We start from the raw sequence: 13,079 nt of genomic DNA, 5'->3' as shown, positions 1-13,079 counted from the left end.
CAGGAACTGCTCCACGATTTCGGCGGCGCTCAGGTTGCGCGTAAAGCCGAGCAGCCCCGTCCGGCAGTAGAAACCGCCGACCCGCCTGCCCACCGCGACGGCGGGAGCGTCGTCGGGCAGGGTATACGCCGCCTGATACCAAACTTTGTCCGCGTTCTTCTCAAGGGGAAGCAGTGCCGACTTTTGCCCGTTCCGCAGGATATACACCTCGTTGACGGCAGCCGGCTCTTCAAGCTCTTCGCCCACCGTAAAATAGTGGGTGGAAAGCACGTCGAGCTGCACCGTGTCGCCCGCTTTGTAGCCCTTCGCTTCGTGCGGCATTACGAAAAACTCGTGCGCTGCCGCCGCGCCGCCCAAAAGAGCGCAGACCAGAAAACCTGAAACAGCTTTCTTCATCGTTATACTCCTATAGTATAGTTTAAGAGGACGTGTGCGGTTTTATCGCTAAAACCATTGTGTGTAGGGGAGTTCGTCTCCGGGCGGGATTCTTTACAACGGAAGAATTCGCTTGTTCCTTCGTGGAACGGCGGGCTTCATGACCGTGTATACAATATACCACAGACCAACAATTTCTGTCAAGCGGGCGCTCCGCTGCCCCCGTCCTGTTCGCGGGGCGCGGCAACCGCCCGCGTTCCCCGTAGGGAACGTTCGAGTTCTTTGAGGGAACTGCCGCAAGCCTTCGGTTTGCTACCGAGTTTGCTTTGCAAACTCGCGGCGCGTAGAGGCTTTGCCTATAGGTGAAGCGGAGAGCCGCGGGCAACGTTTTATCCGTGTGGTACGCAAGTGTACAGCAGCACGCCTGTACCCCGCCCGCATTCCTGCCTGCAATGCGGACGGATTCCGGTCGGCGCGCTGGACGCCGTCCCGCCGGTACGCCGTGCGGTTGTGTGCCTGACAACCGTCTTATTCGCGGGTCTAACAACCGTGCGGTTGCGCGCTTAACAACCGTACAGTAGCATGCCTGCATACTGGAGAGTAGCGCGCTTGCATACTGTACAGTATCGTGCCTGTGTACTGGATAGGTACCGCTCTGGTGCACTGTACGGTGCCCGCCTGTGCACCGGATAGGTACGTCCTGCGTTACCGTCAGCGACGCGCTTCTGTCTCTATGCGGCACAGAGGCTGCCGCCGAGCGTCGTCCCCGCCGGGGCTGGTTTACTTATGTGTCGAGTTCTTTCAAAGAGCTCAGGTTTTCGGCTCCGCCGAATGCCGGTAGACATTCCACGTCGTTTTGACGAGCGTTTCCACGTCGGAATGGCGGGCGCTCCAGCCGAGCGTTTCGCGGGCGCGCTGCGACGACGCGGTCAGCGCCGCCGGGTCTCCGGCGCGCCGCCCCGCCGTTTTCACCGCGACGGGTTTTCCGGTGAGCCGCCGAGCCGCGTCGAGCATTTCCCGCACCGAGACGCCGGACTCGCTCCCCAAATTGACGGTCAGGCTCCGGTCGTGCTCCGTAAGGTAGCCGAGCGCGGCGGCGTGTCCCGCGGCGAGGTCGCTCACGTGGATATAGTCGCGGACGCAGGTGCCGTCCCGCGTGTCATAGTCGGTGCCGAAGAGCTGCATCTCCGCCCTGATTCCGGCGGCGGTCTCCATAATGACCGGAAGCAGGTTGGCGGGGTTTTGCTCGCGCCCCGTAATACGCCCCTGCGCGTCGTAGCCCGCCGCGTTGAAATAACGCAGTGCGGCAAAGCATATGCCCTTGAGCCGGTCGTACCAGCCCAGCAAGCGCTCGATTTCCAGCTTGGTGAAGCCGTAGTAGTTTTCGGGTTCGGTCGGGTGCGCCTCGTCGACGGGCAGGTATTTGGGCTCGCCGTATACCGCTGCGCTCGACGAAAACACAATGCGCCTGACGCCCGTTTCCGCCGCGGCGTTCAGAATGTTGACGCTGCCGGCTATATTGTTGAGCGAATACTTCTCCGGCTTGAGCATCGATTCGCCCGCCGCCTTGAATGCGGCAAGGTGCACGAGCGCGTCAAAGCCGCGCTGCATTGTCTGCTTCAGCGCCGCGTAGTCGAGGATATCGGCTTTGACGAAACCGTCGGCGTCGGGGAACAGGTTTTGCTCCAGCCCGCTCGAAAGGTTGTCGAAAACCGTAACCCGGTCCCCCCGGTCGAGCAGTTCGCGCGCGACGTGGCTGCCGATATAGCCCGCCCCGCCGATAATTAGTACGTTCGTGTCAGACTCCTTCTGTGCGTATTCTTGCGGGCGGTTCTGCCCTTTCCCGCCGGAAAGCTGCCTTCATAATCCCAAGAGCCGCGCCGCATTTCCGCCGAGAAGCGACGCTTTTTCTCCGTCCGCAATACCGCTTCTGTCGATTTCGGCAACGTAGCGGGAGAGCGGCAGGAGCGGGAAGTCGCTGCCGAACAGGACTTTATCCTGCACGCCGAGCGCGGAAGCCGTCCGGTAGCCCGCCTCGCCGTACAGGAACGGGGAAGCCGCCGTGTCGTAAAAGACGTTGGCGAATTTTTTCCGTACGTCCTTCATAAGCTCGTAAAACGCCAGCCCGCCGCCCCAGTGCGCCAGCACGATTTTCAGGCGCGGATTGTGCTCGACAAACAATTCCGCCTGTTGCAGCGTCGTGTTCGTCTTGCCCGCATAATAATGACCGACCGGCTCGTTCATGTGCAGCAGCACCGGCAGGTTCCGCTCGGCGCAGCACTCGGCAAAGCGCGCCGTTTCCGCCGCGTCTTCGATGCGGACGTCCTGCCCCGTGGGGAAAAGCTCGCCCACGCCGCACAGTCCCGCGTCGTGGCAGCGCTCGATTTCCGCGCAGGCGCCGGGGTGATTCGGTGGCACCACGGCGAAGCCGGAGAGCCGGCGCGGGAACTCCCGCGTTTTGGCAATAACATAGTTGTTGACCGTGCGGCACAGCCCCATATCCTTGAACGCAAAGCCGAAAATAACCGCTCGGTCGAAGCCCGCGCCGTCGAGTTCGGCGACGACTTCTTCGGCGGTGGCGAACTTGTTTTTGGGGCTTGCCGCCAGCAGCGCAAAATATGGCTCCCGCGCCTTGATTTTCTCCACGCCCGTACTGATTTCGGGCGGCGTAACGTGCACGTGAAAGTCTATTTTCTGCATACTGAATTACCTCCGCGATAGAAGCGTCTTTGCCGCTTCATAGATTTGACGGGCGGCACCTTCCGCTTCGGAAAGCTACCGCTCGCTTTCGCGCCGATAATATAGCACATATTCGGCGTCGGCAACATTCGCGTTGCCGATCTGTGCCAATGCCGACACGGTTCGAGTTGACCCGCTCCCCTTATCAAGGGGCAATTAAATAAAACTAGATAGAGCTTGTCAACGGTTCCACCCCGCTCTGTTTGCGGGACTGGCAGCCGCCTTATTTGTGCTCGCGCGCCGTCCTTGCCGTGGGGCTTTATAGCCGCGTTCCAAGCTTCGGGCAAGCGGGCGTAGTTCGCGGGAAGCGGCAATGCAGACGTGCGGCGCGGGCGTCGTTTTGGAAATGCCGGCGAACAAAGACTAAACATAATGACGATGCCTCCCGCCGTCCGCCTTCGTTCCGCCGCGCCTTCTGTTCTCGAAACCAGCGCTTGATCTCACGGAATTCGCGTTCCGTTCCATAGCACTGCGTTCCCGTCTCTAGGAATGAGCGCTTGGTCTCGTGAAATTAAGAGCTTGTTTCACGGCGCGCACGTCTCGTTCCATAGCACCAAACCTTTGTTCCATAAAATTAAAGCCCGGTTTCATGGCGCAGAAACTCCGTCACATGAAACGGATGTCCGGCGGAATGCGCTGAAACATGCTATGCTGGTTGCAAACACGGCGGAGCATACCCCCAATGGAGCGCGGGCACGCCGCCGTCAGCCGTATACGGCTCTACCCATATGCCTTCTATTTCTATGCGATACGCGGATTTTACCTATCTGCCGAGTTTCCTCAGGGAACTGCCGCAAGCCTATGTCTTACTACCGAGCTTGCTTTGCAAACTCGCGGGGATAAAGGCTATCGCCGAACGCGGAACGCCCCCTGTTTGTCTTTTATGCCGTATCTTTTGAGCGCCGTCCTGCCGAAAAAAGCGCAGGAAACGGTCGGAACGGCGCGTTATTTATCTGCCGCACGGCGTGAACCGAAAAACGAGCACGACAAGGGATAAAATCATTTGTGCGCCGGTTTATTTTTCTAGCTCTGAAAAACAATTTCTTGACGAAAACAGCAGGAACGTGCTATCATGTTTATAACAGGCAACGGCACGGATGTTCCGTGCTGCATCTGTGCTGTTCGCCTCTATGCAACGTTCGGCGTTGCCGAACGCCTTATCCACAGCCGATGGGCTTTAAGCGTGTAGAGGAGGTTTGTTATGAAAAACAAACGCCGTATTGGATTTCCGGTTCTGGTTTTTGCCGGAATATGTTTGACTGCCGCATTTATGGGGTGTGACAATGCCGCGAAACTGGCGGCAAACAAAGCGGAAGGAGCGGAATCCCGTCATTCGGTGTCGTCCGATCCGGCAGCAGTCGAAACGCTGCCTATCGACGGCTTGAAAACCGCGTATGCGCGGATTCATGCCCGCGCGGAAGCAGAGAATGTTCCGTTTGCGGTTACCTTTGAGGATTTTTGCGGAATCTATCAGAGCGCTCCCTGTCCCGTGCCGGAGTATGAAAATCTTTGGGCGAACACGCTGAATCCGGTTACCCCGTTAAGCGACAGCGGCAGATATTATTACAACACCGGCTTATCGTGTCCGCCTCAGGCAGATTATTCCCGCTATCGGTTGACATCGGCGCTTCAAACAGGCGATGTCGTGTATGATGATATGGGGTTTTTCGGGCTTATGGGACATATCGCGATTGTTGAAGGCGTCTATAGACATAGTGGACGGGTGTTTGTACGGGTCATAGAAGCAGTTGCAGACGGAGTGGTTCGAGGCATATTGGACGCGACCAGAGTAGAAGAACGGGGAACGTCTGTGTTCAGGGTTTCATCCGCCACCTCTCGCCAGCGAAATGCGGCGGTGGAATTTTGCCAGAGTCAGGTTATAGACCCGCCGAAAGGATGGGTATTTAATCTCTTCGGAGACAGAAAAAAAACTTCGTCCAATGCAACGGGTTGGTATTGTTCGGAACTGGTCTGGGCGGCGTATTATAATCAGGGTATAGACCTCGATTCTAATGGTGGAGATTGTGTATACCCCCATGATATACGCGACAGTTCTTTATTGAGCTATGTAAATTTTTGATGAAACGGAGACCTTGAATCAGCGCACGGCGCAGCGGCGGTTTTGCAATGCCGCGCCGTATTCGCTGAAGCGGGGCAGTCATGCGAAAGGTGCTTTTTGTGCGTTATATATGCGTTGCTGGCTCGCCCTGATTCTGAGCGCGGCGGCGGCGTCATGCATGACCGGCAGGGCATACGGAACGCTCGACTATATCGTCGAATACGAAATCCACATTATTAACAATACCGATAGCAAGGTTGAAATCGCCGACGGCTCTTTGACGGTGGACGCCGACAATACGGTGTCTTTCTCAAGAATGTCGGCATTTTGCAGGATTCCCGGAGACATCGGCGTAATGCGAATGTTTGTCTGGGAGCCGGAATACGCGCCGGCAATTGCGGATACGCCCCGCGGCGTCCGGCAGCAGCCGCTCCTGCGTTCCTTCTGCCTTTCGGTCAGGCTCGGCGGAAAGAAATACTTTCTGGTCGGCTGCCCCGAATCGGTTCTGCGGTCAGCTCCGCCGAAAAAGGGGCGGCGAATGCCTCCGCGCGAGAGCGTCCTGCAATACGGAATCGGCTATTCCGAAGGGGAATCGGCGGAAGGCGAGCCGCTGGTCATTAAGTATGCAAACAAAGGGCAGAACGGCGGGGCACCGTTTGAAAAACGCTTTGACCGGGTTGCGGGTGTTTGGACGGCGTGGGCGAAGGCGCGCGTAACTATCAACAGCGCGGACGACATAGTCTTTGAAACGCTGAGCCTTTCGCCGCCCGAAGAGGCGCTGAGCGGTACGCTGTCTGCCGCCGCTCTGAAAGAAACGAAAGGCACATATAAACGAGTCTGTGCCTACATTAGAGAGGAAAATCTTCCGGTGGCAATATCGTTTGAAGAACTCTGCAAGTTTTGCCGAGACGAACACCACAGTTCCATAACGGAAGCAGAAGAGGCTGCCTTTACCTCGCTCCATTCGATAAACATGCACGTCGGCACCAAAGAGAATGTGCTGGGACTTTTCCTCCACCGCCTCAAATCGGATATAGTATGGAAGCTGCGAATGCGGCTGCACAGCGGCGAATGACGAAGCGCGGAAAAAGGCGGGGCGGAAGCACTGCCTTTTTTATGCCCGAAGCCAGCCGCTTATGCGGATTTAAGCGAGGCGGAGCGGGTAATTTTTCGTCGAACTTGCAGGTTATGCCGTCCTCGAAATGTTTTCTATTCCCGACTTTGCCGCTCGGAAACCCCTACCTTGCCGCCTTTCGGAATCCGTTTACCTGTCAGGCGCAGTGCAGGCCAATGTTTCGCCGGGACTCCTACAGGAACAGCACATGCGGGAAAATAAAGTGCAGCACGCTGACGACGACGCAGCCGACGCCGATATATTTTTTTCCCTGCACGAATACGCGGCTGACGGCGGGCGACAACGGCACGTCAGCCGACGCGGACGCGCGGTACGCGCCGAGCAGCACCGCAAACCCGCCCGCAAGTCCCGCCGCTACCGGCAGAAAATCCCCGAACAGAAATACGTGGTTTGCCTGTATTCCCGGAAGGATTTTCAGCACGCCGACCAGCGCGGTCAGAATGCCCGTAATCAGGCGGAATATCGCGTTTCTGAAAAGCCAGCCGACTGTCGCTTTGCCGTCAGGCGCGCCGTCCTCGTCCATAAAGACGAGCGTCAGCCCTGTCAGCGCATTGCACAGAATCGACAGAAAATAAAACTGTAACATAGTTTCTCCTTCGCGTTGCCGCTATCGCAAAATCTATTGAACCGTCGCTCCGATAAGCGAATCGGTGCGCCACCTGACGACCTGCGCCGAATCCTGCCCCGCCACTAGCGCAGAAAGCACGCCGTTCGGGGACAGCGAAAATGCGCAGTATGCCGTGCCCTGAGGGTCGACTGAAAGGCGGCGTTTCGGCGTCCAGCTCGAATGCGGGCTGACGGCATATACCGCGTAATCGGAGCCGTCGGGGGCGACGCAAAAGAACCAGCCCGATTCGGACTGCCCGGTTACCTCGGCGGACAGGGGAAGCGCTATCGGCGGCAAAAACTCCCCCGCCTCAATATCCAGCGGATAGAGCAGCGCGGCGCGGTACGCAATTCCCGACGGCTCGTCCGGCGCGTCCCCGGCGGAAACGCGCCGGTAATAGTCGATTCTCAGGTAAAGAGTTTTCCGGTCCCAACCCGGCAACGCCGTCATGAGCGAACGGAACGTTTCGCCGTCTTCGGCTTCAAACGAGTTGGGCAGCAGGTCCAATTCCAGCGGGACCGCGTACAAAAGATAGCCTTCCGGGGAAAACCAATACGCCTCCAATCCCTCGGGCGTCCGGCACACGACGATAAGGTCGTCGTTTCCGGTCGTATACAGGCGGTCGATATAGGGGAACGGGGCGCCGCCGGGTCCGTCTCGCCCGATATGCCCGTCGTACGCGCCGTCTTTGGAAAACCGCCGGACGACCCACGACCGCACGAAGTTTTGCCCCGCGTCTTCTTCCTCCCAGCCGGGGAAAAGCCGGTCGGCGACGAAGAGGCGTCGTCGGGAATCTGCCGTGACTGCGCCGACAGCGTTGAACGGATAGGCTGTCCGAGTCTGCATAGAGACGGCGCCTCCGGCATCGAGCGCAGGGGTTATTTGAGGCGAGGGACTGTAATACAGGGCAAGCAGGTCGCCGTAGGAATTGAAGCGCAGTACCTTTTTCTCCGCCTTGTCCGCTATGTAAAAATATCCGTCTCGCACCGCAAGCGACGGCCGCACGTCTTCGCCTGAGTTGCCGACGAACGGGCTGAGTTCGTCTTCAGACGCGCCATACGCGACGGCGAACGCGTCTTCCCGGAGCGATGCGTCCTGTTTCCGCGCGCACGACACCGCGGCTGCGGCGCACCACACGTATGCCAGCCGCGAAAAAAACGCTCCGGACAAACGCGCCGTTTGTTTCATGCAGCCAGCATAAAAACGTCATTGCCGCTTGTCAAGGCTGTCGTTCGGTGTGCACCAAATGCTCCCGCTGTTCCTGCGGGCGCACGCGATTCCGCCTCACGGCGTATAAAATGAAGGAGGCGGTTATAATTAAGGAAGGAATGCCGTTGCAAACGCTGTCCGCCGCGGTAGTGCCGGATTTTTCGCAAGGCGAACAATCTTTACAGACACAGGGAGCAGGGCGAATCCCCGCCGTACTGTTTTTCGCGGGGCGGGAAATCCCTATAGACAGACGCCAGCGTTTAGTATAGGCTATACCTTAAACGAGCGGCGCTTCAGTCAGGCGGAAGGGAATGCAAGACAGTTCGCCGCATGACGCCTCGTTTTCACGGCACGGGGCTAGGCAGTGTGGACTGGATAAGGGAAAAGAGGTAAAATGGGAGGCATGAAAGAAAAAGAAGGCATTCACCGGCACGATATAAGCGACGAGGCGTGGGAACGGATAAAAGAACTGCTGCCCGGACAGGCAGGGAAACGCGGGGGAGTAGCGAAAGACAACCGTTTGTTTATCAACGCGGTAGCGTGGCAGACGCGCACGGGCGCTCCGTGGAGGGATATACCGCCGGAATTCGGGAACTGGAACAGCATACATAAGCGGTTTTGCCGCTGGCGGGACAAGGGAATATGGAAAAGGCTGGCGGACGCCGCAATAGGCGAGCCTGCCGGGGATATCCGTATGATAGATTCGACGTATATCAAGGCACACGCAGACGCGTGCGGGGCACAAGGCGGCACTCAGGACATTAGCCGCACAAAAGGGGGCTGAACAGCAAATTACACCTTGTGGTTGACGAGTACGGGATACCGGCAAGCGGCATTGTGACAAGCGGTACTGTCGCGGATTGTAATCAAGCGCCTCTCCTTATGGAGGATTTGGAGGCGGAAGCGTTTCTTGCGGACAAGGCGTATGACACGAACGAACTGCTCGATATGCTTAAGGAAGCGGATATAACAGCAGTCATCCCTCCGGTTAAAAGCCGGAAAGAGCAGAGAGCGTACAATCATGAGCTGTATCGGGCACGGCACGTCATTGAAAATGTCTTCCGTGCCCTCAAGCGCTGGCGGGGAATTGCTACGCGCTACGCAAAGCTCACCGCTTCCTTCATCGCCGCCATTCATGTCAGGTGTTTGTTCCTCTATCTTCCAGTCCACGCTACCTAGTCCGTTTGACGAAACACCTGAACCGTGCGATACTCATGAAGATGAAACGCCTGGTGCTTTTGATTAGGCAAGAATTATAGACGTTTGCGTTTATGACAGGAACCGACTTGAATATTGCGCTGTTTCGGCGCGCAAGAGACAAATCGGGAACAGAGCTTCTCTCCGAAAAAATCTTTTAGTCCGGTAAACGGACTTTGAAGGCGTGCAAACGGCGTTTGAAGAAGCGTAAACCCCTTTTGAAGGGACGCGAACGCTCTCTGAAGAGACGTAAACGGCTGTCGGACGGGCGCAAACGCTGTTTGAAAAGGCGTAAACGGTATTTGAAGGAGTGCAAAAGGCGTTCGAAGCGGCGTAAACGGCTTTTGAAGGCGCACGATACTCTGCTGTTCTCATAAAGAAGGTGGCACACATGGCGGAAAGACACGAAGCGAATAGAATGTATAACTGCAAAGACGAAGAATTGCCGGTTATCTGCGATTTTTTGCTCTACAGCGTCAGGCGGGACGCCGTCGATTTTGCCGGATATTCCCCGGAGTTTAACGCGCTTTTTATACAGGGGTTTTCGCAGGAAATCGCCGCCGCGTCGGAACTGGTGAATCCGGTTTTTGAAACGGCGGAACTGAAACACATTACCCGCAAGCTGTATGAGACGATGGACGGCTTGATAGAATCGGCGAACCGTCTGAAGGGGTATATAGAGCTTGCAAACGGCGCAGTGCCGCTTTCGGAAAAAGATTTCGGGCTGACGGCACTGAGGCATAAAATCAGGGGGCGGGACGCGGAAGGCGTTTTAGCCGCCCTGCGGGTTGTCCACGAAAACATTGCGCAATACCGCGAGCCTTTGACGGCGAAAGGACTTACGGAGGATTTGATACGGTCATTTATGAGCGCTCTGACGTCGATTCACGACGGCAACCAAATGCAGTACGAAATCTTGTGCAGACGGAAAACGCTGGTGCAGGACAACACGCAGGCGATGAACGACTTATACGGGCGGCTTATGCGAATCCTTGAGGCGGGGAAAATTCTGTACAAGGCGCACGACCAGCAAAAACTGGAGGAATACACGTTTTCGTCGCTCAGGAAGCGGGTGCGGATAGTGCATAAGTCGGCAGGGAAGACGTAGCGGAAAATGCCGCGGGTAAAGCGTTATGGCGTAAATAAAGAATCCCCGCCGCAAGCAGCGAGGTATTAAAGATTTCTCTTTGAAATCTTTGCGTATGCGGGGGACCCCGCCCCCAGTTTCAACCGCCCCAAGGAGGCGGGGAATTAGACCCCCAGAGATTAAAAATCGCCGAATGTGCGAAGAAGAACATTGAACCGTACTTGATTCATCTTCCTTGGGGCTATACCATTGATGGTTTTGTGATGGCGGTGAACGCACGAAAAGGCATATATCCCGCCGACACGGAGGGGCTGGAGTGAAGATTATTGGTGTCATTCCGGCGCGGTACGCGAGTACCCGTTTTCCGGGCAAACCGCTTACGAATATAAATATAAAACCAATATTTGAAGAAGGAAAACAATGTTAGTATCGGGTTCTATATTTGCGGTAAAAGACAATTTTTTGAATTATGCATCCCAACTTAAATTCGCTAAAGCAGATTATCTACATATAGATTTATTTCAAAATGACCATGATTTTAAATTGGAAGATGTTTTAATTTTTGATAAATCGTATCTTCCTCTTGATGTTCATTTGATTTATGAAGAAATCACCGGCGATATTATTGGTGTAATAAATAAATCAACCGCAGCATATTTAACCGTTCAATATGAGAATATGAAGAATAAAGATTTATGTATTAAGGCAATGAAAAAATTTAAAGGCGGTATTGGAATTGCTATAATCGCCACGACAGATATTGAAATGATAGAAAAATATATTAATGACATTAATCATGTTCTAATCATGTGCAGTGAGCCGGGAGTTAGCGGGGCAAAATTTAATGATAAGTGCTATGAACTTATTAAAACAGTACGGAATAAGTATCCTAATCTTAAAATACATGTGGATGGAGGGGTTGAAGCGAATATTGCGGAAACAATGAATGGAATGGGTATTTCCATGGTCATATCAGGATCGTATCTTGCAAAAAATTTAGACAGTCTGCATAAAAGTATTTATAACCTGAAATATTCTAATGAAAACAATATAAGTGTTAAAAGGAATATGATAAAGTTTCCGCAACTTCCTGTTATTAAAAGCAACACTAAATTTTTTGATGTAATAACCTGTATTAATCACGGTAAGATAGGGTGTTGCTTTGTGGTTGACAATAGCAAACTTCTCGGAATAGTTACAGACGGTGATATCAGGAGAGCTTATCTTAAATATGGAAAAAATGTTTTCGATATCCTGGCAAGTGACATTATGAATATTCATCCCTTTGTAGTAAGTAGTTCCGCAACCATTGCCGATATACACGAACATTTGGTTGAAAACGGGAAATGGTGGATTAGAATTGTTCCGGTAATCGAAGACGATTTATTAATCGGCGTAGCTAAACTATAAACAATTCAAGGTTGAAATAAGGAATGTGCTTTATGCTTTCGGAAAAAAAGGACGAAAATGATTTTCACGAAATACACATCAGCGATGCGGTGAATATCAGCAAAAAGAGTTTTGTAATGATGGCGGGTCCATGCGCAGCGGAGAGCAGGGATCAGGTGATGCGGACGGCAGAGGAGTTGGTAAAGCTTGGGATAAAAGTATTCCGCGCCGGGTGTTTTAAGCCGAGAACCGACCCATATGCTTTTCAGGGCTCCGGTGAAGAAGGATTGAAATGGCTTGCCGAGGTGCGGGACCAATTCGGTATGAAAATTATCAGTGAAGTGTCAAACTTTACAAATTTTAAGATTGTTGAGCAATACACGGATATTATTCAAATTGGCGCAAAGTCGATGTATGATCATTCGTTATTGATAGGAAGCGGGAAATCGGCTAAGCCAATTTTGATTAAACGTGGATTTAGCGCGACCATTGATGAATACCTCCGGATGACCGAGTATATTCTGGTGAATGGGAACGGAAATGTGATTTTGTGTGAGCGGGGAATCAGAACATTTGAGACCGCAAGCCGGTTTACCTTGGATTTGTGCGGTACGGCGGTTATGCAGGATCGGGTGAACCTCCCGCTTATTCTCGATCCGTCACACGCAGTAGGCATTTCTCGATTTGTTCCAAAACTTGCACTGGCGTGCGCTGCGTTTGACTGCGAAGGGTTAATCATTGAAGTACACTGCAATCCGTCTGAGGCGTTGTGCGATAAAAATCAGGCTTTAACCCTGCAACAATACAAGTCATTATACGCAAAAGTTAAAGAAATTGCGGAAATAAATGGACGCACTGTCGTCTGATATTCGGCATAAAGAAGGCAGTAATGGATTTGAAAGATTTGCAAAGCATCAAATTGATAGTATGCGATGTTGACGGAGTTTTAACCGACGGCAAGATGATTTACTCGGAAAATGGAGATGAGTTGAAGAATTTCCATACGAGGGATGGCATAGCGGCAAAATTGCTTAAAAATGCCGGTTATATGCTGGCAATAATAAGCTCCGGGTCATGTACTCATTTGATAAATCGACGGGGAACTTTTTTAAATTACGACAAGATTATCATTACGAATCAGGACAAGGATATAGAATTGGCGAATATGCTCAAAGAAATGAACTTGCGCTATGAAAATGTGTTGTACATTGGAGATGATATAAACGATTACGAAGCGATGAAGAAGTGTAAACTACGCTGTTGCCCATCGAACGCAGTTACT

The 13,079-nt window shown here is 53.6% G+C and carries 14 protein-coding genes and 1 pseudogene; 10 read left to right on the top strand and 5 right to left on the bottom strand.

Annotation, left to right across the window (positions count from 1 at the left end; translation table 11 throughout):
• The 3 genes and pseudogenes from AWU74_RS01930 to AWU74_RS01920 form a co-directional block, all read right to left on the bottom strand.
• Positions 1-396 (bottom strand): annotated as a pseudogene (locus AWU74_RS01930) (hypothetical protein); the annotation flags it as partial.
• A gap of 789 nt (positions 397-1,185) precedes the next feature.
• On the bottom strand, positions 1,186-2,160 hold the full coding sequence (gene galE / locus AWU74_RS01925; RefSeq protein ID WP_062327046.1) for a UDP-glucose 4-epimerase GalE: 975 nt from the start codon (positions 2,158-2,160) through the stop codon (positions 1,186-1,188).
• Positions 2,161-2,235: 75 nt separating this feature from the next.
• Positions 2,236-3,075 carry an amidohydrolase family protein gene (locus AWU74_RS01920; protein ID WP_062327044.1) on the bottom strand — a complete coding sequence of 280 codons (840 nt, stop codon included), beginning with the start codon at positions 3,073-3,075 and terminating at the stop codon, positions 2,236-2,238.
• A gap of 721 nt (positions 3,076-3,796) precedes the next feature.
• Between AWU74_RS01920 and AWU74_RS01910 the strand changes: the two genes are divergently transcribed.
• From AWU74_RS01910 to AWU74_RS01900, 3 genes are all read left to right on the top strand, one after another.
• Positions 3,797-4,111: a hypothetical protein gene (locus AWU74_RS01910; RefSeq protein WP_062327040.1), complete on the top strand. Its 315-nt coding sequence runs from the start codon at positions 3,797-3,799 to the stop codon at positions 4,109-4,111.
• A gap of 204 nt (positions 4,112-4,315) precedes the next feature.
• Entirely contained in the window at positions 4,316-5,194 is an 879-nt protein-coding gene (locus AWU74_RS01905) for a hypothetical protein (protein ID WP_062327038.1), read from the top strand.
• A gap of 13 nt (positions 5,195-5,207) precedes the next feature.
• Positions 5,208-6,248 (top strand): hypothetical protein, encoded by a 1,041-nt coding sequence (locus AWU74_RS01900; RefSeq protein ID WP_062327036.1) that lies wholly within the window; start codon positions 5,208-5,210, stop codon positions 6,246-6,248.
• A gap of 232 nt (positions 6,249-6,480) precedes the next feature.
• On the opposite strand, the gene AWU74_RS01895 is transcribed toward AWU74_RS01900, so the two are convergent.
• Complete coding sequence (locus tag AWU74_RS01895) at positions 6,481-6,894, bottom strand: hypothetical protein (protein ID WP_062327035.1); 414 nt, start codon at positions 6,892-6,894, stop codon at positions 6,481-6,483.
• A gap of 33 nt (positions 6,895-6,927) precedes the next feature.
• On the bottom strand, positions 6,928-8,085 hold the full coding sequence (locus AWU74_RS01890) for an LIC_12708 family protein (protein WP_187150789.1): 1,158 nt from the start codon (positions 8,083-8,085) through the stop codon (positions 6,928-6,930).
• 128 nt (positions 8,086-8,213) lie between these two features.
• Between AWU74_RS01890 and AWU74_RS11400 the strand changes: the two genes are divergently transcribed.
• From AWU74_RS11400 to AWU74_RS01855, 7 genes are all read left to right on the top strand, one after another.
• Positions 8,214-8,393: a hypothetical protein gene (locus AWU74_RS11400; RefSeq protein ID WP_062327033.1), complete on the top strand. Its 180-nt coding sequence runs from the start codon at positions 8,214-8,216 to the stop codon at positions 8,391-8,393.
• Between the two features lie 134 nt (positions 8,394-8,527).
• Positions 8,528-9,303 (top strand): IS5 family transposase gene (locus tag AWU74_RS09930; protein WP_202966393.1). Its coding sequence is split into 2 segments (ribosomal slippage): positions 8,528-8,906 and positions 8,906-9,303, totalling 777 coding nucleotides; the frame shifts between segments, so codons are not numbered across the junction.
• Positions 9,304-9,712: 409 nt separating this feature from the next.
• The gene (locus tag AWU74_RS01870; RefSeq protein WP_062327032.1) at positions 9,713-10,429 is read left to right on the top strand and encodes a hypothetical protein; all 717 of its coding nucleotides are present in this window, start codon (positions 9,713-9,715) and stop codon (positions 10,427-10,429) included.
• A 295-nt stretch (positions 10,430-10,724) separates the two neighbouring features.
• On the top strand, positions 10,725-10,835 hold the full coding sequence (locus AWU74_RS13315; RefSeq protein WP_202966392.1) for a cytidylyltransferase domain-containing protein: 111 nt from the start codon (positions 10,725-10,727) through the stop codon (positions 10,833-10,835).
• Positions 10,829-11,818, top strand: a complete 990-nt coding sequence (locus AWU74_RS01865) for a CBS domain-containing protein (RefSeq protein ID WP_062327030.1) — start codon at positions 10,829-10,831, stop codon at positions 11,816-11,818. The genes AWU74_RS13315 and AWU74_RS01865 overlap by 7 nt, the downstream gene beginning before the upstream one ends.
• A 32-nt stretch (positions 11,819-11,850) precedes the next feature.
• Positions 11,851-12,663 carry a 3-deoxy-7-phosphoheptulonate synthase gene (gene aroF / locus AWU74_RS01860; protein WP_062327028.1) on the top strand — a complete coding sequence of 271 codons (813 nt, stop codon included), beginning with the start codon at positions 11,851-11,853 and terminating at the stop codon, positions 12,661-12,663.
• Between the two features lie 29 nt (positions 12,664-12,692).
• Positions 12,693-13,079, top strand: a 387-nt coding sequence (locus AWU74_RS01855; RefSeq protein WP_187150788.1) for a KdsC family phosphatase, incomplete at its 3' end; no start/stop codon positions are given.

The organism is Treponema endosymbiont of Eucomonympha sp. (assembly GCF_001028545.1).
The sequence above is the reverse complement of the archived record's forward strand: the minus strand, read 5'-3'. Positions and strand labels throughout refer to the sequence as shown.